Source organism: Lysinibacillus sp. HST-98 (assembly GCF_016757845.1).
Classification (GTDB): domain Bacteria; phylum Bacillota; class Bacilli; order Bacillales_A; family Planococcaceae; genus Lysinibacillus; species Lysinibacillus capsici.
The window spans coordinates 59,138-80,817 of the sequence record NZ_JAENHX010000001.1 but is presented as its reverse complement, the minus strand read 5'-3'; the positions used below and the strand labels follow the sequence as shown (position 1 = coordinate 80,817).

Genomic DNA, 21,680 nt, shown 5'->3' with positions numbered 1-21,680 from the left:
TTATATCTCGCTTTAAGATTAACATAAGTTGGGTGTTAAAACCATTTTTTATTACCGAACATTTTGAGGATCGTGTCAGAAAGATATTGTTCAGTAAAAGATGGGATTCCCATCTATAAGATAGTAGTGTTTAATTCGATTTGCTTTTTTCAAGTTCTTCGATACGTTTCTCTAATTTCTTAATCTTCATGTCATTAAGTAAAGCAATGATTAAAGCAATCATTGCAAAGGTAGAAGCAACGAATAAACTCATTCCGGAACCCCCTAATATTTGTTAATTATATTATACAATAGGTTGTTCAATGGAACAAATTACATTGTTAATATGAATTACTGAACATTTTGAGTATTAAATAAAAATAGAGCGATTAAAGCATCGCTCTAAAAAACTCATAAAATCCCATGTTCATTGGGATAGCCCAAATAAAGAATCCAAGAAGGGCAATTGGGCCAAGCAAAAAGTTGTAAATCTTCTTTGGCAAAATATTGCCCAATAGGATTTTATAAATTACAGCACATCCTATCATTACAACTGGTAGTAAGATCATTGGTGGTATTAATAACCACAGACTTCTGATGCTTGATATATCTGTAAATATGTCCATAGCATTACCTCGTTATGTATTTTTTGTAAATTGTAACACAAAAAAGCTACAGTGTCGTAACTGGTAAAGCAAACTAAAAAGGATGTAAGGAAATACGAAAAAAGGAAATAGACATAATCGTCTATTTCCTTTTTCATAGCTTTTAATTTTGCTTTATGTTTGGCTTTTGGAATCGAGTGATACTGCTCGTATCGGCACATTCTACATGAGCAATGAATTTTTCCTTTGCTTAATGTACCACGTACAGGCATGAACTCACTTTCTCGTAACATTACATCTTTTAAAATTGACCATTTCTTTCGAATGATTCGCTCTCTCTGATGGCGAATATAGGTTTTAGAACGATTTTTCAACAATATCAGCTCCCTTGAGAAACCCAAGCTTGCAGGGAGGTCAAGGGAAGAAACAGCACTCCCTACAAGCTTGGTTTGTAGCTGATATATTGAATTAATTGGTTCATATCATCATTCCTTTTTTTGAAAAAGCCGCAGCGTCATCCCACGCTACAGCTCGAATTGCTTTATGCCCATTGATGGCTTGTTCGTTAAGTTATTATACCATACCTACCAGTGTGGGAATAGTAGGGCAAAACTATGTTAACAGGGCGAATTAAAGTTGCAAAAGAGGATTTAGTTCAGTGGAATGAGAATTATCGGTGGATGGTTGAAACGATTGAGGAAGCAAGGCAGCCTGTAGCGAAAGCTAATAACAATAGCTACATTGTGGCTAAGACGGCTATGTATGGCATCGATGCAACATTACCAAAGGCTAGTGGTGGGACAAGTGATCCAGTGTATACTGAAGTGCAACGCCGTGTTTATTCACTAAATTATCGAATTAAGGAATATGAGCAAAAGATTGCAGAGTTGAAAAAACGTATTTCGTTAGTACATGGAGATAGAGAAATTGAGGTACTTTATAGATTGCTTGATGGCGTTAGCATGCGATCGATTGGTAAGCACATGAAATTATCCAGTACGACTATCTTTAGAGTGAGAAATTATATTTTGAAACAAATGATGAAGTAGCCTATGGGCTACTTCTTTTTCTAAAAGAATTGTTTCTTTAACTAACGAAGAAGGTTAGTGCTGTGTAACGATATCTTTCATATATTCAACAATCGGGCAAGATTGTTTAGTAACATAAAGAGATTGTAAAGAAATGTTCTTAAGTTATTGGGTCAAGCTTTAAGAAAAAGGATTATTAGTATTAGAACGGAATATATATTTTAATTACTTTTTTAAGAGGTGTATTTAATGAACATAAGAAAAGCTATGTTGACTGATGCAAAGGGTATTGCAAAAGTACACGTTGATAGTTGGAGATCTACTTATAAAAACATCATACCTGAAGGATTTTTAGAGAAATTATCATATGAACAACGAACTGATTTATGGGATAGCAATATTTCAAAAGAGGGGAATTATGTATTTGTTGCAGAAAATAATGAGGGTGAAATTGTAGGATTTGCTGATTGCGGAAAAAGAGAAAGTAATAATGTCCCTAATTCTGGGGATTTAACATCTATTTATCTCCTTGAAGAATATCATAGAAAGGGAGTTGGAAAACAACTATTGAAACAACTCTTTCTTCAATTTAAAGAACTCGGACTCAATAAAGTTTTTGTGGAGGTATTAGAAGACAATAGAACTCGTTATTTTTATGAGTATTATGGTGCAAATTTAATTAAATCCGAACAGCTAACAATTGCAGGTAAGGAATTGAATCTTCTCACATACGAATGGAATAACCTTAATAGGGTATTATCTAAACTCTGATGCTAAATTGAAGGTGCTTTAATAAAATTGTAAATATAATGTTTGGAACAAATGTAGCAAAAGGAACAAATGAAAAACATGTATCATGTTTTGTGAAAGAAAAAATATGATGTAAACTCGGAGGTAGGCCGGCCTATATTTTTTAAGGGAATCTTAATTAATATTAAAGGCTAAATATTTACAATCATTTCCATGACTTCTCTTTTTGTTATATGATATTTAAAGAGGAGTGGAATATTATGCTTAACATTTTACAAATTGTTTTTGCTATCATAACTGTCTCTCTTTCAGCTTACCTACTTATAACACGGGATTACGATCTGACTTTTTTAATGGTATTCTTCTCAGGTTTATTCATGTTAACTAAAGGAATTGAAGCATTTCAGAGCGAGAGAAAAGTTTATGGTTGGTTATTAATCGGGCTATTTTTATTTGCGGTTTATTTATCAATGTATCAATTCACAGCTTTACTATGACCAACATTAAGGAGTGGTTTATATGTGAACTTCGTCCAAAACTAAGAAGGTTGCAACTATTTCTATTAAGGATGCAACTGTAGAAAGTCAGTTAGGAGCCCCAAAAGGCAATACTTACGCTGTTGGAAATAAAGGTAATCCTAATCCACCAAACCAATTTACAAAACGGAACACTGCTGCTGTTACACATGTTTTCTTTCAAAAGTTCCTACCAGAGGAAACACTCGAAATCATGGAGGCAATGAACGAACGTTCTCCTGCTGATTTAATTTGGGATCAAATACAAATACAGTATGCTGCAATCATAAGGGCTCACAGGATTATGCACGTCGAATCGAAAGACGAAATAATTAAGGAGCTCAAAAAGGCAAAGTACGAATACTATCCCCGTTCTAAAGAGGATGGTGGAGGCGTAGAAAAGGCTGTAACAGAGGAAGAATATGAATTCCAATTCGCATGGGAACGACAGGCGCAACTACTCACTGCTCAATCGAGAGCAATTGGGGAGTTGCGTTCTTCTATTCGTCAATTTGTTGAGATGGCTGACCAGGATGATGAGCGTCGTTTGAAACTTAAGCAGATGCAGTTAGGTATCGATAAAACAAAACTAGAAATCGAAAAGATTCAATCTGAAGATACAACAACCCAAGAAAGCGAAATTGCAAAGATGCTGCGTAAAATGGCAGGTGATGGATAATGGCAGAACTCACACCCAAACAGAAAGAGGTTATGGACTGCTTTATTCATGAAAAGCCTAAAATATTGGTTGCTAGTGGTGCGAAGAGGGCGGGTAAGACATTTGTTCTTATACTGCTTTTTTTAATGCACATTGCCAAGTTCGAAAACCAATGGCTCTCTTTTATTATTGGTGGATCCACACAAGCAAGTATTCGACGTAACGTGCTTGATGATATGGAGGCTATCTTAGGCAAAGAATTAAAGTTGGATAAAACTAATGCTGTTCGTGTATTCGGTAATAAGGTTTATTGCTTTGATGGAACCAATGCGGATGAATGGAAAAAGGCACGTGGTTTTACTGCAGCAGGTGGATTTTTAAACGAAGGTACCGCATTACATGACATGTTTGTCAAAGAGGTTATCTCACGGTGTTCATATCCAGGGGCTCAAATCCTCTTAGATACTAACCCAGAAAATCCAGCACATCCAGTTAAGACAGACATTATCGATAAAGATGGACAGTTACTTTAAAGTGGAAGATTAAATATCAAGGTATTTCATTTCACTTTGTTTGATAACATCTTTCTGGATCCGGAATACGTGGAGTCAATTATTGCTTCTACACCATCTGGAATGTTTACAGATCGAGATATTCACGGTTTATGGGTGTCTGTAGAAGGGATCATATACAAGGACTTTAATAAGGACCGAAACTATATTGCTAGTGAAGAGTTCGAAAAACTCAACATCGTTAAATATTTTGCTGCTGTTGACTGGGGCTATGAGCACTTTGGGGCAATCCGGGTATCATCGCCCAGAATTGCAATTGAGGCCCCAATATAGGCAAGTCTTGCTATCTGAATTTCTGTAGTCACAGAAGGTTGTTGTGAATTATTTTTATTCATTTTAATTAATATCCTCTTTACTTTAAGAGTGATGAATTACCTCAAATGTATTCTATGTATTGCAGTGTAGAAAGGTGCCTATAGTTGTACTGAACAAATTCTCATAAATAAGCATTAGAAGGAGTTTCTTGTACATGCTATTATTCAACAATGGTTTAAAGGAGCAAGGTTGAATGGATCACTTTTTCACACTTAATTTTTGGGAAATGACTCTTAGAACATTATTTTCTTTTTTTGTACTTCTTATTCTGGCAAGACTTCTTGGAAAAAAACAACTTGGTCAACTAACTTTTTTCCACTATATAACAGGCATTTCAATTGGTTCTATCGCGTCTCAAATAGCCGCGGTAGCTGAAACACCTTTTTTGGATGGATTAATATCGTTAATTTGGTGGGCTTTTTTAACATTTTTAATAACCATCATCTCTTTAAAATCTAAAAAAGCACGAGTATTATTTGATGATAAACCGACTATTGTCATTAAAAATGGCCTAATTCTAGAATCTTCTTTAAAGAAAAATCGGTTGCATATGGACGAGCTAACAATGATGTTAAGGGAGAAAGCAATTTTTTCAGTACAGGATATACAATTTGCAATACTTGAGACAGATGGTAAGCTTAGCGTTTTACAAAAAACCTCAGTACAAGTAGCTACTAAGCAAGATGTCCATGCAAACATTGCACCTCCGACATATTTGCCAACAGAAGTTATTTCAGATGGTCAGCTTATTTACGAAAATTTAGTTGAACTTGAATTAACTGAAGACTGGCTTATGAAGAAGTTGAGAAAGCAAAAGGTTCAAAACGTAAAAGACGTTTATTTTGCCCAAGTTCAAACAGATGGATCATTGTACATTAGTTTGAAAGTTAACAAGTGACAAGGGGAAACAGATTATACAGCAAAGAAAATTTATAAATCACAGGCATTATTAATATTCATGCTTGCTAGTGAAATGAGAAGTAAAACAGTCAGTGAAGTAGTAAAGCAATCTGAGTTATTTGAAATTTGTCTTGTATTGGTTGATAGAAGCTTAATTTATTTATTGCACATTATAAGGATAAGACGAATAAAGAGCGATTAAAAAATCGCTCTAAAAAATTCACGAAATCCCATATCCATGGGCACAGCCCAAATATAAAAACCAACAAGAACCACACAAACTAAAAGAGGTTTATAAATTATTTTTGGGAGTAGTTTTTCAAAAAATGACGAGAAAACAACGATACAACCAATTACAACAACCATTAACATTAATACTGGCAACATGATAGATAGCACGCTTAATCCACCAAATGCAAAAGCTTTTAAGAACTCCATTCAATTACCTCATTATGTATTTTATGTAAATTGTAACATAAAAAAAGCCGCGGCGTTTGCACACGCTACAGCTTGAATTGGTTTATGCCCTTTGATGGTGTTCACAACTCTAGTATATCACACCGTAGGAGGGCAAACCTAATGGGCAAATCAAAGTAACGAAAGAGAATTTAATTCAGTGGATTGAGAAATATCGCTGGATGGTTGAAACCGTTGAGGAAGCATGACAGCCAGTAGCGAAGATGGATAACAACAGCTACATCGGAGCTAAAACAGCTATGTATGGCATTGAAGCGACATTACCGAAGGCTAGTGGAGGTACAAGCGATCCAGTATTCACAGAGGTACAACGCCGTGTATATTCGCTAAACTATCGAATTAAGGAATACGAGCAAAAGATAGCAGAAGTGCAAAAGCGTATGCCTTACGTGATTGGTGACAGGGAGGTTGAGGTCCTTCATAGAATGCTAGATGGGGATAGCATGCGTGCAATTGGCAAGCATATGGGGTTATCTAGCACAACAATTTTTAGAGTAAGAAATAATATTTTGAGTCAGATGTTGAAGTAGCCGAAAGGCTGCTTCTTTTTAAAACATTTATTCAACAATCGGGCCATATTGTGGAGTAACTTCAATCTTTAGTTGAGTTTGTGAAAATATGTACTTAAGCTAACGGAGTAGCTTATTTAACGGAAAATGTTATAATATTATCAAAATTTAGGAAATGGAGTTTGGGAAATGAAGCGTATTAAACGATTGATTCAAGTTATCTTAGCAAGTACATCAATCCTAATTCTTAGTGGATGTTTCTCTAAAGATGATCTGAATCAACCAATACAAGAATATTTAGAAACAAACTATGGAATACAAGGTGAGTTTTCTGTTATTCAGGCAAGTAATAACTGGTTTGCAAGTATTGACCATCAAACATATATAGAAATGAAAGAGCCATATCGTGCTTATCCGTACCTAATGATTGATAGAGATACATTGAAGGTTATAGGAAAGGGCAGTCATGACGATATTTACCTTTCACAATTCAAGGGTGCATATATTGAGCAACATCCAAAGGTAGTTCAAGTAGTTGAACAGCTAATAACAAAATATGGTTTAGTGAAATACCCTAATGAATATGAACCAGTAAGAAATGGACCTGTTTCAATATTTCCCTACGACAATATTGAGATAGGTGTAGGTAATTATCAAGAGCTACTTGACGATTTTAAAATGACACAAAAGATAGATACTATTAAACTTTTACCTACATTGGTACCAAGCGACCCAAGAAATAATATTGGTGATGACAGGTATGGAAGGTATGCATCGAAAATAGGTGTGGTAAATTTCCAATTTGAATTTGACATAAATGAAAATAAACACACTATTCCAAACGCCAAAGAATTAATTGATGACTTCAAAAAAAGTGAAGTATTAGAAAAGGGAATATACAGCATCTATATGCTCGTAGATGACTCAAAACATTTTGTGGGATGGGAACATAATAGTGTAGTTTTGTTTGAAGTTGAGGAAAATGGGGAATATACAATAATTGCCACTCCTGAATATGGTGATTTTTGGGACACTTACTTTTATGGTGATTACGCAGCTAAAAAAAATATAGAATAGAATTTTAGGTTGAATTACTTAATTGGGATTGACTAAAAATACACATGGTGCTACCCCTATTAGTAATATTTTGTAATTAGGATTAGTGCTTGTTTTCATTAAAGGGGAAGATTAATTAGTTTATCATAACGGAATTGCTAAAGCAGATAATAGAATGTGGGAAATAGTGAATGAAATAAAACACTCTTAACGAGTGTTTTTTATTTTGATTTTGCCCTGAAAAGTGAGTATCGAGCAGAGTTTTCCTCCCCTTTGACTGCTGGGTAACGGTACTTGCTTTTGAGATCTAAATTACAACTTGATTGGAACGAATTAACGTATGAAGATTTAGAAATAATGGAAGATACGATTTTAAAAGAAATTAACAAGTATAATACAATTATATCTTTCTCAGGCTCAATTTTAAGTGTTATTATGACTCTTGCAGTTGGGTTTATTGGTGCTTTCGTAGGAATCACTGTTGCATCTGATACAACTAGCGAGTTCAAAGAAAACTCTTTATTTTATATTGGTATATTTGTTGTATTGCAACTTATAATAGTAGGCGCTGTTTTTTATGTAGGTTCAAAAATACATAAGAAGAACAATAGATTACTAACTATAATTACTATTCTAAAATATTTGAGAGAACAAGAAAATAGAAATATAAATATTGGTTAAAAGCTTCCACTTCTAAGTGGTGGCTTTTTTGGGAGGTGGTGTTTATGAGATATGGCTAATTGGGATGAAATTAAATTAGAGTGGGAAACCACGAAGATTACACTTGCTGATCTTGCTGAAAAGCATGGACTAAAGCTTGGTACATTAAAGAGTCGTAAAAGCCGTGAGAAATGGTTGAGGGATGTAACTGAAAAGGATGCAACCAAAACTAAGAAGATTGCAACTATTTCTAGTAAGGATGCAACCGAAGAAAAGCAGTTAGGAGCCCCAAAAGGTAATACCTACGCTGTTGGAAATAAAGGTAATCCTAATCCACCAAACCAATTTACAAAACGGAACACTGCTGCTGTTACTCATGGTTTCTTTCAAAAGTTCCTGCCAGAAGAAACACTTGAAATCATGAAAGCTATGAACGAGCGTTCTCCTGCTGATTTAATTTGGGATCAAATACAAATACAGTATGCAGCTATTATTCGGGCTCAACGTATTATGCACGTTGAATCAAAAGACGAAATCATAAAGGAGCTCAAAAAGGCAAAGTACGAATACTATCCCCGTTCTAAAGAGGATGGTGGAGGCGTAGAAAAGGCTGTAACAGAGGAGGAATATGAATTCCAATTTGCATGGGAACGACAGGCGCAACTACTAATTGCTCAATCGAGAGCAATCGGGGAGTTGCGTTCTTCTATTCGTCAATTTGTTGAGATGGAGGATTATGATGATGAACGTAGGCTGCAATTTGAGCATATGCAGCTAAATATGGAGAAAACCAAAACGGAAATTCAATTTACCAAAATCGCTATTCGCAAAGAAAATGGTGATAACAACGATGAGTTCGAGGATGATGGTTTCTTAGAGGCGTTGAAGGGAACGGAAGTGGTTTGGGATGAGTAAATGGAAGAAACCTGCTCTATTCAAATTCAAGCCGTTCAGCAAGAAGCAACTCAAAGTACTCAAATGGTGGCAATCTGATTCCCCTCATAAAGATAAAGATGGTCTTATTTGTGATGGTTCTGTTCGTGCTGGGAAAACAATCGGTTTGTTCCGGCGAAACGTTTTCAAACCTTTGAAGCGGATGTTGCAGTCCCGTGGCTATAAAGTAAAAGAATATCGTTCAGAAAATATGTTCACCGTCACTCGAAATGGCAAGGTGAACTATTTTTATATTTTCGGCGGAAGAGATGAGGCATCACAAGATCTTATGGAAGAACAGCTACGCATGGCACAAGTGAACATCATACAGCAGATTGAGGTGTTTTATTCTCGTTATGCTATTGATAATAAGATTTCCTATGCAGAGGCTAAGAAGTATTTAACGGCCAAAGAGTTAAAAGATTTTCGTAATGTTACATTGCAGCAATACAAAGCTCTTTCCGTGTCAGGGAATCCAGAATACGATCGTATATTAGAGGCAATTGGCTATCGTGCCCGTCACTTAGAACGTTCTAATGAATCACAAGAAAGGACAGCAAATGCATTAGAAGGAATTCATTCAAGTCTTTCGACATTAGAGGGTCGAGTTGACCGTATTGAAAAACATACATATAACAAGGAGAGTGCGTAAAATGGATTTAACAAATATTTTTATGATTGCAATCGGAATGGTTGCAATTGTCTTAGCGGTTGCAGAGGTACTTAAAAAGACTTTTAATCTAAATACCCAATACATGCCAATCACATCTGTAGTGATTGGTATTTTTATTGGTTTGGTGTTATGGCCTTTAGCCAGCTACCCACTCTATGTAATGGTGATTTCTGGATTTTTTGCAGGATTAACAGCATCAGGAACATTTGATTTACTAAAAGCAGCTAAAAAAGAAGGTGAGCAGTAATGTCTTATTTAATTGAAAAACGTTTAATTTCTGGATTACCGAATGTACGTTTAGATAGCGCTAAATATGTAATTGCTCATGAATCAGGCAATCCCGAAAACTGTGGACCGAACGCATTAGAAAATGAAATTGCATATATGAACCGAAATAAAGCAAAGGCATTCACTTCCCACTGGGTAGGTGGTGGAGGACGTATCGTGCAAATTGCGCCAGTTAATCGTGTTCAGTATGGTTGTGGTCCAAAAGGGAATCCACTTAGCTACGCACAGGTTGAGTTGGCTCGAACAAATGACAAAGAACAATTTAAAAAAGATTATGCAGCTTATATTTGGCTTTTGAGAGAACTTGCAAAAGAGGCAGGTATACCAGTTGTATTGGATGGGGCAGGTAACGGTATCAAGTCCCATCGATGGATTACTGACAATCTAAAAGGCACAACTCATAGAGATCCTTATGATTATTTAGCGAGTATGGGAATCTCCGAGGCACAATTCAAGCTAGACATTTTAAATGGCTTGGAGGAAGTAAAAAGGGCTCAAATTACAGAAGCTAAAGTTATGTTTAATGATACAAAAACTATTCCAGCTGTGATTATAGATGGTAGGACGCATGTTCAAGTACGTAATATTGCGGATTTGTTAAATTTAAAGCTTGTCTATAACAATGAAAGTAAAATAACAAAATTATACGAAGTAAAATGATAATATCAGCTCTCTTGTAATTCAAAGGCCCATTACCAATTAAGGTAACGGGCTTTTTTATTCTTCAATTGTCTCATCAAAAGTTTTTCTTCCTGGATTTATTTTATTAACATGAACATTTATTTTACTTATTGAATCTTCCGTTAAAGGTATTTTTCCATTATGCTCGATTTTTTTCCACACCTTTACATTACTTCTGTATAGATATTCTGATAAACGATATACATCAGCATCTAATTTTAGACCTTCTTGATAAGTTTCTTTAACTTCTTTTTCTATTTGTTGAGCGATATTTTTTCTCACTTCATCCGTAGTAATCTTTCCTTTGAATCCATTGAGTGTTCCTTGTATTTTGATATCAATTTCAAATTCAACTTGATCGTTTTTATTAACAATGGGCTTAACTTCGAGATTTAAATTATCTATATCAACAGTTAGATAATCCCTTTCACCACCTTCTAATTTAAAGGTAACTTCTCCCCGACTTGTCTCTTCATTCATCCATTGATTGCCTCTTGCTGAGGAATCTTTAATGAAACCTTTAATCCCATTTTTTGAGAGAATGCCTATACCGGAAAAGGTGGTTTCATCCATTTTTCCCTCATCATTTTCCCAACCTTTCATTATCTTTACATAAGGTATACCAATCTCATGGCTCGGTTCATTTAAACCAATAATTAATTCCCTCAAATTTATAGGTTGAACAAATGTTAATTGTTCAGTAGTACTAATTGGATTACTTAATTTCGAAGCTGTCATAGAATTTCGCAAAATTGGTGTTACAAGCATTAAGTCATTAATAGGGTCCGTTGTGCAATAAACCCAAATATGATATCTTGTTTCTCGAAAACGAATAAAAGTATCAATAACAGGAATGCTTCGTTCATTTTCCATGGCACGTTCTGAGAAGATTAGGTATCTCATATGTCCCCAAAAGATCTCTTGATCAGATGAACGGTACAATTTATAAATCGCTTCTTCAATTGTTTTACCTTCAGCATACCCGACTTCAGCAGGTTCAACATCACCACCAGATTGCTGTGATCTAGCTACATCAGCAAAATTGATAATTTGTAAGTAGACTTTATATTTATCATCTTCAAAATCAACTCCTAGGGCATTGATATAGTACATCCTTTGCGATTCAGTTCCATCCCAACAGCCTGCCAGGAGCAGAGTAGAGGATAAAATAAGAAATAATAATTTATTCATTGTCATTTTTTCGCCTACTTTTATTAATAAAGTGTACCTTTAGTATTCGCCTACCGTTTTGGTTCTAAACTATAAAAAAAACACTTCTGTACTAGGGAGGCAAATAACAGTATTGTTGATAAAACAGGATTGAGGACTTTTGGTTGATTTGGTCTGACAACCAAGAATATTAACGAGAGAAATTACCGACGATAAAGTGTTTCTTTAGGCCAGCCTTGGTAAATTATCAGGTTTATAAATATTATCCTCTGAAGAATCTACACCTCCTACTAATTATTAGAGAATTAAAAAGTGTCAAATAAAAAAATTCTCCATAATGTATTTACTCTCTTGGTAGTTATTTGTAATAATAAAAATGTATTAATATAGTAGAATGTTGTTTGTATTTAAAAAAATAAAAATGCCACAGATTGTGGCAAAGAAATACTATTAACTTTAAAGGAATTTATATATCGTTCTTTCCTTATAAAATAGTACCTGTCCAAACCTTCTTTATCTACATTTTTACGAACTGGGGCACCATTTTAAAAAAGTTACAGGTGCCCCAGCAAGTGCCCCAAAAAGTACCCCAGTTAAATACATTTAGATACACTTCGTTAGACAGGTATAGAAACCTTCATTAATACAAAACCTTGATATTATGCACATCAAAAAATTAAAAACATCAGGATAGAAACCAAGGTCATAAGTTATGCTTATCAAAAAAGATAATATTAATGTAATTTACTTATGAATATAAATGCGCTATCATGGGTATTGGAGAAAAGATGCTACACATTTTTAAAGCCTTTTCAAAAAGATATATATTAGGGGGATCCGCAAATGGCACAAGGTAATTTACACAACAGCCGTGCATCATTCGAAGTGAATGGTAAAACTTACAATTACTATGACTTAGCTGCGATTGAAAAAGCTGGCGTTGCAAAAGTTTCAAACCTTCCTTACTCAATCAAAGTATTATTAGAATCTGTTTTACGTCAATATGATGCGTATGTAATTAAAGAAGAACACGTAAACGAATTAGCAAAATGGGGTAACGGTGCTGACCCAGAGGCAGAAGTACCATTCAAACCTTCTCGTGTTGTATTACAAGACTTTACTGGTGTACCAGTAGTTGTTGACCTTGCATCTCTTCGTTCTGCAATGAAAGAAATGGGCGGCGACCCAAGCAAAATCAACCCTGCTATTCCAGTTGACCTTGTAATTGACCACTCAGTACAAGTTGACAAATATGGTAATGCATCTGCATTACAAGCGAACATGGACCTAGAATTTGAACGTAACGCTGAGCGTTATAACTTCTTAAAATGGGCTCAAACTGCTTACAATAACTTCCGTGCTGTACCACCAGCAACAGGTATCGTTCACCAAGTAAACTTAGAGTACTTAGCTCCAGTTGTACACGTAAACGAAAATGCTGATGGCACATTTGAAACATTCCCAGATTCAGTAGTAGGTACTGACTCTCATACAACAATGATTAACGGTATCGGCGTTCTTGGATGGGGCGTAGGTGGTATCGAAGCTGAAGCAGGTATGCTTGGTCAGCCTTCATACTTCCCAATTCCAGAAGTTATCGGTGTTAAATTAGTTGGCGATCTTCCAAACGGAACAACTGCTACTGACTTAGCATTAAAAGTAACACAAGTATTACGTCAACGTGGCGTAGTTGGTAAATTCGTTGAGTTCTTCGGACCTGGCGTATCTAAATTACCACTAGCTGACCGTGCGACAATCTCTAACATGGCTCCTGAATATGGTGCTACATGTGGTTACTTCGCAATCGACGAAGAATCATTAAACTACATGCGTTTAACTGGTCGTGACGAAGAGCACATTGCGGTTGTAGAAGCTTACTTAAAAGCGAACCACATGTTCTTCGATCCAACATTAGAGCCAGTTTACACAGATGTTTTAGAAGTAAACTTAGCTGAAATCGAACCAAACCTTTCTGGTCCAAAACGTCCACAAGACTTAATTCCACTATCTCAAATGCGTTCTCGTTACAAAGAAGCAGTAGTGGCACCACAAGGTACACAAGGTTTCGGTTTAACAGAAGATGAATTCGCAAAAACTTCTGTAGCGAAATTCGCTGAAGGCGATGTAGAAATCCCAACAGGTGCTGTTGCGATTGCTGCGATCACTTCTTGTACAAACACTTCTAACCCATACGTATTAATCGCTGCTGGCTTAGTGGCGAAAAAAGCTGTAGAAAAAGGTCTAACAGTACCGAAATGGGTAAAAACTTCTTTAGCACCAGGTTCTAAAGTTGTAACTGGTTACCTTGAAGATTCAGGTTTACAATCATACCTTGACCAAATCGGTTTCAACACTGTAGGTTACGGTTGTACAACATGTATCGGTAACTCAGGTCCATTATTACCTGAAATCGAAGAAGCAATTAAAGCAAATGACTTATTCGTAACTTCCGTTCTTTCTGGTAACCGTAACTTTGAAGGTCGTGTACACCCACTTGTAAAAGCTAACTACTTAGCTTCTCCACCACTTGTTGTTGCTTATGCACTTGCTGGTACAGTGGATATCGATCTACAAAAAGATTCATTTGGTAAAGACAAAGATGGTAACGAAGTATTCTTCGCTGATATCTGGCCATCAACTGAAGAAGTTAATGCAGTATTAGGTACTGTTGTTAACCGTGAGTTATTCCAAAAAGAATACGAAACTGTATTCACAGCGAACGAAAAATGGAATGCAATTGAAACATCAACTGAGTCTCTTTACACATTTGATGACAAATCAACTTACATCCAAAACCCACCATTCTTCCAAGGTCTTGCAAAAGAGCCAGAAGCTATTAAAGGCTTAGACGGCTTACGCATTATGGCGAAGTTCGGTGACTCAATCACAACTGACCATATTTCTCCAGCTGGTGCAATCGGTAAAGAAACACCTGCAGGTAAATATTTAATTGAAAACGGTGTTGCAATCCGTGACTTCAACTCTTACGGTTCTCGTCGTGGTAACCACGAAGTAATGATGCGTGGTACATTTGCAAACATCCGTATCCGTAACCAAGTTGCTCCTGGTACAGAGGGTGGATTCACTACTTACTGGCCAACAGGCGAAGTAGAGTACATCTATGACGCATGTATGAAATACCAAGAACAAGGTACTGGCTTAGTCGTACTTGCTGGGAACGACTACGGTATGGGTTCTTCTCGTGACTGGGCTGCGAAAGGTACATTCCTACTTGGCGTGAAAACTGTTATCGCACAATCTTACGAGCGTATCCACCGTTCTAACCTAGTAATGATGGGTGTTCTTCCACTTCAATTTATGCCAGGTGAATCTGCTGATACATTAGGCTTAACTGGTAAAGAAGAAATCTCTGTTAACATTACTGACAACGTAAAACCACGTGAAATCTTAACAGTAACTGCTAAATCTGAAGACGGCACAGTTAAAACTTTCCAAGCTTTAGCTCGTTTCGACTCAGAAGTAGAGGTAGACTACTACCGTCATGGTGGTATCCTACAAATGGTTCTACGCGCAAAAGCTGCTGAGTAATCATCACCATAAAAACCGATCTCTTAGGAGGTCGGTTTTTTATTTATTAAGAGAGTGTTGGATAGAAGTGGCCAAAATATGTATAAATAGCACCAAATGACGGATTTAATGGATAATTATAATTTAATTTCCAATGAACCTAGCATTTTTCCAATTCTTTCGGTAAAATTAATAGGTAAGGATAAAATTTTTACATAAACGGGGGACGATTGATTATGACAAAGAAAAAACATAAGTTTTATACAGCGGCAACAGCTGCAATGGCGGTTACTGCTGTTGCGGTAGTACCTGTTTCGGCGGCTAGTCCATTTTCAGATGTGAGCGAAGATTATGCACATTTTAATAGTATTTCCACATTGCATGCAGCAGACATCATTAATGGCTTTCCAGATGGTACATTTAAGCCCTCAAAGGATGTAACACGTGGACAGGCAGCGAAGATGATAGCAAGTGCATTTCATCTAACTACAACGGATACGGCTGTCGAGAATCCGAATTTTAAGGATGTCGACTCATCTAGCCCATACTATAAAGCGATTGTTACATTAGTTAATCTTGGCGTTGTACAAGGCTATGAGGATGATACATTCCGTCCAGATGACACAATTACTCGTGGTCAAATGGCGGTAATGGTAGCAGAGGCTGCAGGTTTAACAGCAGAAGGTAAAAGTCCATTCACAGATGTACAGCAAGATAGTCCATTTGCAGATGCAGTAACAGCCCTGTATGAGGCAGGCATTGCGAAGGGTGTTACTGCCACAGAATTTGGTGTAGATAAAAATGTTACACGTGGTCAGTTAGCAACATTTATTGTGAACGCATTAGGCTTAGCTGAGGATACACAGCCTACAACGGAAGTAAAAGAGGAAGAGCCTAAAGAGGAGCAAGTAACAGAAGAACAGCCTACTACAACACAGGATAGTGCTTTGTTAGAGGAAGTATTTACGAAAACATTAGCCAAGCAAAAAGAGCTAAAAAGCATGAAGGCTACCATGACGATCTCTCAGACAGTAGAGGCAAACGATGGTAAGGAAACCATGAAAATGGATTCTAAAGGCAACATGAAGATGGAAATTGTTACAGAGCCAATGCAATTCTTTGCTGATGGTTCAATGGCTTTAACAGATCCAACAAGCGGTGAAGCGATTAATTTGCCGATTAAAATGTATATGACGGCTAAAGATGGTATGTATATGTATGAGGCAGAACAAAAGGCCTGGGTAAAGTTCCCGAAACAATTATTTGAAGATGTACTGAGCCAAACAGGAATGCAGCCAGATGCCACTGAACAATTGGAGATGCTACAAGCATTTGCCGAAGATTTCACGTTAGTAGAATCAGCAAACCGTTATGAGTTAACATTAAAAGGCTCTGGCGATAAATTCACAGAGCTAGTGAAGCAGCAGCTTGGCGCAATGGATTTAGGAATGGAAGCCGATCTAGAGGCACAATTAGGCAATATTTCCTTTGATGGTCTCACATATAAATTATTAATTAATAAAGAAACATTCGATGTAGAAGAAATTGCTATGGATATGACATTAAAGATGCAAGTAGAAGGCAATTCGATCAAGACAAGACAGCAAACAACGATCAAATATCATGATTTCAATGCGGTAACGACAATTACGATTCCAAAAGATGTGCTAGACAATGCAAAGGAAATGGATTTAAGTGCATCAGAAACAGCACCAGTAAGTAAATAATACAAAAAGTAGGTTTATGCCAAGTATATTGGTATAAGCCTACTTTTTTTTGCTAGTGGAAGCCCATTAATTCTTTTACTTTCGCTGTGTTTGACGCAGATGTTAGAGTTTCTAGTAAGCGAAAGGCAACATCAAAGGCTGTTCCTGGATTAGAGGAGGTGATGATATGATCAGTTTGCACAATGCGCTCGTTGACAATTGCTGCGCCATAGCCTTTTAGCTGTGCTAAACGTTTACTTGTTGGATGATTATAGGTTGTTGCTTGACGGTGCTGAAGAATTCCACTGTGGCCTAAAATAAGAGAAGCTACACAGATTGTTGCAATCGGTTTTTTCTGTTCATCAAAGTGACGAACGACTGCCTGAAATTCCTCGCTAAACGCATCCTCATAAAAACCGGCTTCCTCAAAGCCTCCAGGAATCGCTAATGCATCAAAGTCCTCTAATACAATTTCATGGAGCAATTTTTCAGGAGTTACTTTAAAATTCCAGGTGCATTGCAGCTGTTCATGCAAGCCGACCGTAACCACTTCTGTTGTTCCATCACCTTCCCACTTATTCCAGCCGAGCACATCAGTAAAGACGCTTGCCTCCACCGCTTCAAAGCCATTTGCTAATAGTAACAATATTTTTTTCATAAATATTTTGCCTCCTTTATTGCTTTTATTGTAAACAAAAGGGAGAAAAGATTACATACGTTGTATAATGGATTTTAGGTAAAAAACTTTATTTGAAAAGGTATTATGCCATAAATAATTTATTTAGAAAGGTGATGGACCGTGGATCATATTGATACACAAATTTTACAGCAGTTACAGCAAAATGCCAAAATCTCGATGAAGGAATTAGCCACTACCGTTCATTTATCCTCTCCTGCCGTTATTGAAAGAGTCAAAAAGCTAGAGGAGCAGGGTGTGATTGAAGGCTATCATGCAAAGGTAAATCTGAAAAAGATGGAGCGTACGATTGAAGCCATTATTTTATTTAAGTCCATCGATTGTAAAAGTCTTTCTTCATTTTGTAATGCTCATCCTGATGTTTTGGCATGCTATCGGGTGGCTGGGGAAATTAGCTATATTGTTAAATTAGCGACCTATTCAGTAGAAACATTAGAACAATTTATTGATGCGGCTATGCCCTATGGTACACCTTCTACTAATATCGTGTTATCTTCAACGGAAAAACAGGTGATTACACCATTTGCTGACAATGATTTGGAGTAAATGACAAAAAAAGCAAACCTCGAAGCCGTGAGCACCGTTTATAGGGTAGAGAGGAGGAAGAATGTTGCTAATTCATGAACTGGAAAGAATAATGGAACAGCATACAGAGAGGCTTATTCGTCTTGCCTTTTACTATGTTAGAGATTTACAAAGTGCTGAAGATATCGTACAGGATGTCTTTATTAAATTCTACGATAATCAGCAAAACTATGAGGAACGTGGGGAGCTAAAGGCGTATTTATCGAAATTAGTTAGTAATCGAAGTAAAGATTATTTACGCAGCTGGACCTATCGGAAAATTCAAGTGCAACAGAGGATTTTTCCGCAGCAAACCGTTATGAGAAGAGATATGCTTGTACAGCAAGATGAACGTACTTTGATTGAAAATGCGATTCTAGCTCTCCCTTTCAAACAGCGAGAGGTCATTATACATTTTTATTTTGAAGAAATGCCTGTGGTAGACATTGCAGAGCTGTTAACGATTCCTGAAAGCACCGTCAAAACAAGGCTACGTCGTGGGCGAGAGTTATTGAAGCTACAATTACAGCATGTTGAATGGGAGGTGCTCCTGCATGAGTAAAATGGATGCTCGCGTAGTAAGGGATTTATCAGAAAGTAAAAAGCGTGTGATGACAAATGTGGTTCAGCATTTACAGCAACGCCATGAAAAAAAATCTGCAAAACGCTGGCCATATGGTGTTTTGGCTATGATTTTAAGTGTCTGCATAGGGCTGTTTATATATCAACAATATAATGTACAACAACAGCAAGCTTCTACTATTCCACCCGTATTAGATGAGCGGATTTTAGAGCTATATTTACAACTTGATTCTTTTATGAACGGAAAGGCAAGCTTTGATAATTTTTTATATTTTGAATCGACCTTTGCTTATGCGCAATCGAAAAAATTAGAACCTACACAAGAGCAAGTAGATAAGGCACTCGAACAGTTCATGCAAGAGTGGAGCTATGAGGATGATACTCGGCCAACTTATGATAAGCTTCTGCAAATGTTGCAAGTCACAAACGAAGGGTTTATAGAGAACTATGGCAAGCCAATTGCCTATAAAATGGCTACATTTGATTTATTATGGGAGGTAAGCCAAGCCGATTATAAGGATGTAAGTAATCCCATTCGTACATGGCTTGTCGAGCAAGCAGCCATGAAATATTTAGAACAACATTATCATAAAGACATTGCCTCCTTAAGAGAAAAATATAAAATCCCAGAAAAGGACAGCCAAATGAAGCTCATCAGAAGTGGAACGGTCTTAGCAATCAAGGAACATGAATTTTTAGTTGTCTCAGGCGTCTTGGCTAGCGAGGTTGGGCAAAAATCTGTAGAAGAATTAGTGCAAAAACATAGTAATGGTACATGGTTCCCTCTAGTGGATGTTCCGCAAACACTTTCAGTTGGTGATCGAGTAGAAGTACAGTATAGACAGTCGATTGGGAACGATGACACTCAGCCATTCATTGATTATAAGGATATCGTAGAGATGAAAATAGTAAAGGAATTTCCCTAACAAGAAGCTAGACATTCAATGATTTTAGAATGTCTAGCCTTTTCTTTAAAGTTGGATTCATATACAATAGTTGTAATATTTTTCTAAAATAGAGGTGTTGATTTGGTATTTGCTATATTAGATAATGCGACAGCGTTTTTCCTAAGCTTACCTCTTCTACTGATTTATTTAAAAAGTATGTCACAGGAAGAATCCTTTTGGCGTTGGTCAATGCCCTTATGGCTGTTGAATTACTTTTGCATTCGATATTTTGTCTCGGATGGAGAAATTTTTTGGGTTGTCCTCTTTTGGCAGCTACTATTTTTATGGCCAATTAGTCTAGCAATCTATATCTATTTATACAACAAGGAAAAGAAGTGGGCATTTTATATAGGCTTAAAGAAAAAGCATGTTGTGATTGTGGCAACATTGATGCTGCTATTTGGGAGCTCACTCGTTTATTCACTTTATCAGGCAAATCAGCAGGTGATTGCGTTCCATCAGCAAGTAATGCAGGAGCTTGAGGATAGTTCAGATCGACAGCTTTATTTGATGCACAATACAATGAAGCCTACGACGCTTCTTGAAGTAGCGGATGATATAGCTGATGTGCGAAAGGGGCAGGCGAATGCATTTACCTTTCCTTGGCGTAGTAAGGTGATTGTACACCAAGATAATTGGCAAAAGGAATTTACATATGTCCGTTTTAATGAGAACTGGAAGTTAGATGGGATATACCGAGAGAGTGAGTATCAAAATAAATAAGCAAAGGGGAGTCAAAGAGTTGATACAAGATGTACTGAAGGAAGAAGAATTAAAGGATCGATTAAAGGCATTGAAAAAGGGGCAAGCAATAATGGAGCTAGAAAATCAAGAGCAGCTTGTGCATTCCATGTTAGCACATATAGGTTCTATTGATAGTGAGCTACGAGATACTTATATTTATGGCAGCTTTTATGAATGGATTTTAGAAAAAAACTTGCTAGACCATCGTTGCTTAACGGAGCTATGGGATTATAGCCTAAACCATTTATTAGTTAAGGGAATTGGAGAAAAGGAATCGGATTGGGTCTTTACTCGCTCCTTTACATCATTATTAGTAGCGCTTATTTTAGCAAGAGATCTACAGGATAATTTTTTGCCCAAGGCTAGCATAGAGGACTGTCAAACAAAGTTACTAAACTATGTATCATCTGAAAAGGATGTAAGAGGCTATGTGACTGGCAAGGGATGGGCACATAGCGTGGCGCATGTTTCAGATGCTATCGATGAACTGGTGAAAAATCCAAAATCATTGAAAACAGCCTATGCCGATATGTTACACGCATTATGGTCCATCTATTTACAACCCAATTACGTCTTTATCCATGATGAGGATGAACGACTATTGGTGCCAATAGTCGCGATGTTGGAGCAAGGGCTGGAACAAAATGAAGTCATCCATATAGTGCAGCAAATGCCATTAACCTTAGCCTCAATGAAGGAACAGCTGAGTGAAGAACAATACAGAATAGTGCTATTCAATAGTAAAACATTGCTGAAGAGCTTTTTGATTCAAACCATTCATCAGCCACAATATGCTGATCTCCATCAAAGTATTGCCACTTGTCTCAACGAAATTTTTTAAGATTGTCCACCGTTGACAGACAATTGGTAATTTGCTAAGATGAAGGACAATAAAAGCATACAAATTCGTTGATGAGAAAGAGTAGTGTTTCACTTTGTTCTACAGAGAGCCGACATTTGGTGGAAGTCGGTGTGCAGGTGTTACATGAAAATCCTCTCTGAGAAGATTAGCTGAATGGAGTAAGCTAATCCGGGTGTCTACCGTTAAAAAGAACACGTATGATTGTACGTTGCTGAGTGCTATTGGCCATCGTGTCAATAGAATTAGGGTGGTATTCGCGGTTAACCCCGTCCCTTTTCCTT

23 protein-coding genes, 2 pseudogenes and 1 other annotated feature are annotated in these 21,680 nt (G+C 36.8%); of the genes and pseudogenes, 20 read left to right on the top strand and 5 right to left on the bottom strand.

The window, feature by feature from the left end; genetic code table 11:
- Positions 1 to 130: 130 nt before the first annotated feature.
- Both JIN86_RS23695 and JIN86_RS00390 read right to left on the bottom strand, forming a co-directional pair.
- Positions 131 to 253 (bottom strand): hypothetical protein, encoded by a 123-nt coding sequence (locus JIN86_RS23695; protein WP_004230338.1) that lies wholly within the window; start codon positions 251 to 253, stop codon positions 131 to 133.
- A gap of 115 nt (positions 254 to 368) precedes the next feature.
- Positions 369 to 605 carry a hypothetical protein gene (locus JIN86_RS00390; RefSeq protein WP_009370431.1) on the bottom strand — a complete coding sequence of 79 codons (237 nt, stop codon included), beginning with the start codon at positions 603 to 605 and terminating at the stop codon, positions 369 to 371.
- Positions 606 to 1,198: 593 nt separating this feature from the next.
- On the opposite strand from JIN86_RS00390, the gene JIN86_RS00385 reads away from it, so the two are divergent.
- The 6 genes and pseudogenes from JIN86_RS00385 to JIN86_RS00360 all read left to right on the top strand — a co-directional run bounded on the left by JIN86_RS00385 (position 1,199) and on the right by JIN86_RS00360 (position 5,320).
- On the top strand, positions 1,199 to 1,633 hold the full coding sequence (locus JIN86_RS00385; protein WP_202340986.1) for a helix-turn-helix domain-containing protein: 435 nt from the start codon (positions 1,199 to 1,201) through the stop codon (positions 1,631 to 1,633).
- 228 nt (positions 1,634 to 1,861) lie between these two features.
- Positions 1,862 to 2,383, top strand: a complete 522-nt coding sequence (locus JIN86_RS00380) for a GNAT family N-acetyltransferase (RefSeq protein ID WP_202340985.1) — start codon at positions 1,862 to 1,864, stop codon at positions 2,381 to 2,383.
- 239 nt (positions 2,384 to 2,622) lie between these two features.
- Positions 2,623 to 2,859 carry a DUF3953 domain-containing protein gene (locus tag JIN86_RS00375; protein WP_004230330.1) on the top strand — a complete coding sequence of 79 codons (237 nt, stop codon included), beginning with the start codon at positions 2,623 to 2,625 and terminating at the stop codon, positions 2,857 to 2,859.
- Between the two features lie 58 nt (positions 2,860 to 2,917).
- Positions 2,918 to 3,556 (top strand): phage terminase small subunit, encoded by a 639-nt coding sequence (gene terS, locus JIN86_RS00370; RefSeq protein ID WP_370568640.1) that lies wholly within the window; start codon positions 2,918 to 2,920, stop codon positions 3,554 to 3,556.
- Positions 3,556 to 4,344, top strand: a pseudogene (locus tag JIN86_RS00365) (PBSX family phage terminase large subunit); the annotation flags it as partial. The gene terS (JIN86_RS00370) and the pseudogene JIN86_RS00365, both read left to right, overlap by 1 nt.
- 271 nt (positions 4,345 to 4,615) lie before the next feature.
- Positions 4,616 to 5,320, top strand: coding sequence for a YetF domain-containing protein (locus JIN86_RS00360; RefSeq protein ID WP_202340983.1), 705 nt, complete (start codon positions 4,616 to 4,618; stop codon positions 5,318 to 5,320).
- Positions 5,321 to 5,520: 200 nt separating this feature from the next.
- On the opposite strand, the gene JIN86_RS00355 is transcribed toward JIN86_RS00360, so the two are convergent.
- The gene (locus JIN86_RS00355; RefSeq protein WP_202340982.1) at positions 5,521 to 5,760 is read right to left on the bottom strand and encodes a hypothetical protein; all 240 of its coding nucleotides are present in this window, start codon (positions 5,758 to 5,760) and stop codon (positions 5,521 to 5,523) included.
- 242 nt (positions 5,761 to 6,002) lie between these two features.
- On the opposite strand from JIN86_RS00355, the gene JIN86_RS00350 reads away from it, so the two are divergent.
- The 7 genes and pseudogenes from JIN86_RS00350 (at position 6,003) to JIN86_RS00320 (ending at position 10,578) form a co-directional block, all read left to right on the top strand.
- Positions 6,003 to 6,329 (top strand): LuxR C-terminal-related transcriptional regulator, encoded by a 327-nt coding sequence (locus JIN86_RS00350; RefSeq protein WP_237497084.1) that lies wholly within the window; start codon positions 6,003 to 6,005, stop codon positions 6,327 to 6,329.
- A gap of 168 nt (positions 6,330 to 6,497) precedes the next feature.
- A complete protein-coding gene (locus tag JIN86_RS00345) occupies positions 6,498 to 7,385 on the top strand; it encodes a hypothetical protein (RefSeq protein ID WP_202340981.1) in 888 nt (295 codons plus the stop codon).
- A 336-nt stretch (positions 7,386 to 7,721) separates the two neighbouring features.
- Positions 7,722 to 8,045, top strand: a complete 324-nt coding sequence (locus JIN86_RS00340) for a hypothetical protein (protein ID WP_202340980.1) — start codon at positions 7,722 to 7,724, stop codon at positions 8,043 to 8,045.
- Between the two features lie 51 nt (positions 8,046 to 8,096).
- Positions 8,097 to 8,939, top strand: coding sequence for a phage terminase small subunit (gene terS / locus JIN86_RS00335; RefSeq protein ID WP_202340979.1), 843 nt, complete (start codon positions 8,097 to 8,099; stop codon positions 8,937 to 8,939).
- A pseudogene (locus JIN86_RS00330) lies at positions 8,932 to 9,252 on the top strand (PBSX family phage terminase large subunit); the annotation flags it as partial. The gene terS (JIN86_RS00335) and the pseudogene JIN86_RS00330, both read left to right, overlap by 8 nt.
- 358 nt (positions 9,253 to 9,610) lie before the next feature.
- Positions 9,611 to 9,877 (top strand): stress-induced YchH family protein, encoded by a 267-nt coding sequence (locus tag JIN86_RS00325; RefSeq protein ID WP_202340978.1) that lies wholly within the window; start codon positions 9,611 to 9,613, stop codon positions 9,875 to 9,877.
- On the top strand, positions 9,877 to 10,578 hold the full coding sequence (locus tag JIN86_RS00320) for a peptidoglycan recognition protein family protein (RefSeq protein WP_202340977.1): 702 nt from the start codon (positions 9,877 to 9,879) through the stop codon (positions 10,576 to 10,578). The genes JIN86_RS00325 and JIN86_RS00320 overlap by 1 nt, the downstream gene beginning before the upstream one ends.
- Positions 10,579 to 10,635: 57 nt before the next feature.
- Here the strand turns inward: JIN86_RS00320 and JIN86_RS00315 are convergent, their stop codons facing one another.
- Positions 10,636 to 11,796 (bottom strand): Ger(x)C family spore germination protein, encoded by a 1,161-nt coding sequence (locus JIN86_RS00315; protein WP_202340976.1) that lies wholly within the window; start codon positions 11,794 to 11,796, stop codon positions 10,636 to 10,638.
- 816 nt (positions 11,797 to 12,612) lie between these two features.
- Here JIN86_RS00315 and acnA point away from each other — a divergent pair.
- Positions 12,613 to 15,318 carry an aconitate hydratase AcnA gene (acnA, locus tag JIN86_RS00310; protein ID WP_004227840.1) on the top strand — a complete coding sequence of 902 codons (2,706 nt, stop codon included), beginning with the start codon at positions 12,613 to 12,615 and terminating at the stop codon, positions 15,316 to 15,318.
- Between the two features lie 215 nt (positions 15,319 to 15,533).
- Positions 15,534 to 17,024 carry an S-layer homology domain-containing protein gene (locus tag JIN86_RS00305; protein WP_009371738.1) on the top strand — a complete coding sequence of 497 codons (1,491 nt, stop codon included), beginning with the start codon at positions 15,534 to 15,536 and terminating at the stop codon, positions 17,022 to 17,024.
- 52 nt (positions 17,025 to 17,076) lie between these two features.
- On the opposite strand, the gene JIN86_RS00300 is transcribed toward JIN86_RS00305, so the two are convergent.
- On the bottom strand, positions 17,077 to 17,661 hold the full coding sequence (locus tag JIN86_RS00300; RefSeq protein ID WP_202340975.1) for a DJ-1/PfpI family protein: 585 nt from the start codon (positions 17,659 to 17,661) through the stop codon (positions 17,077 to 17,079).
- Positions 17,662 to 17,802: 141 nt separating this feature from the next.
- On the opposite strand from JIN86_RS00300, the gene JIN86_RS00295 reads away from it, so the two are divergent.
- The 5 genes from JIN86_RS00295 (at position 17,803) to JIN86_RS00275 (ending at position 21,378) form a co-directional block, all read left to right on the top strand.
- On the top strand, positions 17,803 to 18,246 hold the full coding sequence (locus tag JIN86_RS00295) for an Lrp/AsnC family transcriptional regulator (RefSeq protein WP_004227844.1): 444 nt from the start codon (positions 17,803 to 17,805) through the stop codon (positions 18,244 to 18,246).
- A gap of 61 nt (positions 18,247 to 18,307) precedes the next feature.
- Entirely contained in the window at positions 18,308 to 18,826 is a 519-nt protein-coding gene (locus tag JIN86_RS00290; protein WP_009371736.1) for a sigma-70 family RNA polymerase sigma factor, read from the top strand.
- On the top strand, positions 18,819 to 19,772 hold the full coding sequence (locus JIN86_RS00285; RefSeq protein WP_202340974.1) for a DUF3221 domain-containing protein: 954 nt from the start codon (positions 18,819 to 18,821) through the stop codon (positions 19,770 to 19,772). The genes JIN86_RS00290 and JIN86_RS00285 overlap by 8 nt, the downstream gene beginning before the upstream one ends.
- Before the next feature lie 102 nt (positions 19,773 to 19,874).
- Positions 19,875 to 20,516 carry a hypothetical protein gene (locus JIN86_RS00280; RefSeq protein WP_202340973.1) on the top strand — a complete coding sequence of 214 codons (642 nt, stop codon included), beginning with the start codon at positions 19,875 to 19,877 and terminating at the stop codon, positions 20,514 to 20,516.
- A 19-nt stretch (positions 20,517 to 20,535) separates the two neighbouring features.
- A complete protein-coding gene (locus JIN86_RS00275; RefSeq protein ID WP_202340972.1) occupies positions 20,536 to 21,378 on the top strand; it encodes a DUF2785 domain-containing protein in 843 nt (280 codons plus the stop codon).
- A gap of 59 nt (positions 21,379 to 21,437) precedes the next feature.
- Positions 21,438 to 21,676: a binding site (T-box leader), on the top strand.
- The last annotated feature ends 4 nt before the right edge of the window (positions 21,677 to 21,680 follow it).

What these genes read in the sequence shown, in the direction of transcription:
- JIN86_RS23695 (WP_004230338.1), bottom strand. Translation starts at nt 253, where the DNA reads ATGAGTTTATTCGTTGCTTCTACCTTTGCAATGATTGCTTTAATCATT.
- JIN86_RS00390 (WP_009370431.1), bottom strand. Translation starts at nt 605, where the DNA reads ATGGACATATTTACAGATATATCAAGCATCAGAAGTCTGTGGTTATTA.
- JIN86_RS00385 (WP_202340986.1), top strand. Translation starts at nt 1,199, where the DNA reads ATGTTAACAGGGCGAATTAAAGTTGCAAAAGAGGATTTAGTTCAGTGG.
- JIN86_RS00380 (WP_202340985.1), top strand. Translation starts at nt 1,862, where the DNA reads ATGAACATAAGAAAAGCTATGTTGACTGATGCAAAGGGTATTGCAAAA.
- JIN86_RS00375 (WP_004230330.1), top strand. Translation starts at nt 2,623, where the DNA reads ATGCTTAACATTTTACAAATTGTTTTTGCTATCATAACTGTCTCTCTT.
- JIN86_RS00360 (WP_202340983.1), top strand. Translation starts at nt 4,616, where the DNA reads ATGGATCACTTTTTCACACTTAATTTTTGGGAAATGACTCTTAGAACA.
- JIN86_RS00355 (WP_202340982.1), bottom strand. Translation starts at nt 5,760, where the DNA reads ATGGAGTTCTTAAAAGCTTTTGCATTTGGTGGATTAAGCGTGCTATCT.
- JIN86_RS00350 (WP_237497084.1), top strand. Translation starts at nt 6,003, where the DNA reads ATGGATAACAACAGCTACATCGGAGCTAAAACAGCTATGTATGGCATT.
- JIN86_RS00345 (WP_202340981.1), top strand. Translation starts at nt 6,498, where the DNA reads ATGAAGCGTATTAAACGATTGATTCAAGTTATCTTAGCAAGTACATCA.
- JIN86_RS00340 (WP_202340980.1), top strand. Translation starts at nt 7,722, where the DNA reads ATGGAAGATACGATTTTAAAAGAAATTAACAAGTATAATACAATTATA.
- terS (WP_202340979.1), top strand. Translation starts at nt 8,097, where the DNA reads ATGGCTAATTGGGATGAAATTAAATTAGAGTGGGAAACCACGAAGATT.
- JIN86_RS00325 (WP_202340978.1), top strand. Translation starts at nt 9,611, where the DNA reads ATGGATTTAACAAATATTTTTATGATTGCAATCGGAATGGTTGCAATT.
- JIN86_RS00320 (WP_202340977.1), top strand. Translation starts at nt 9,877, where the DNA reads ATGTCTTATTTAATTGAAAAACGTTTAATTTCTGGATTACCGAATGTA.
- JIN86_RS00315 (WP_202340976.1), bottom strand. Translation starts at nt 11,796, where the DNA reads ATGACAATGAATAAATTATTATTTCTTATTTTATCCTCTACTCTGCTC.
- acnA (WP_004227840.1), top strand. Translation starts at nt 12,613, where the DNA reads ATGGCACAAGGTAATTTACACAACAGCCGTGCATCATTCGAAGTGAAT.
- JIN86_RS00305 (WP_009371738.1), top strand. Translation starts at nt 15,534, where the DNA reads ATGACAAAGAAAAAACATAAGTTTTATACAGCGGCAACAGCTGCAATG.
- JIN86_RS00300 (WP_202340975.1), bottom strand. Translation starts at nt 17,661, where the DNA reads ATGAAAAAAATATTGTTACTATTAGCAAATGGCTTTGAAGCGGTGGAG.
- JIN86_RS00290 (WP_009371736.1), top strand. Translation starts at nt 18,308, where the DNA reads ATGTTGCTAATTCATGAACTGGAAAGAATAATGGAACAGCATACAGAG.
- JIN86_RS00285 (WP_202340974.1), top strand. Translation starts at nt 18,819, where the DNA reads ATGAGTAAAATGGATGCTCGCGTAGTAAGGGATTTATCAGAAAGTAAA.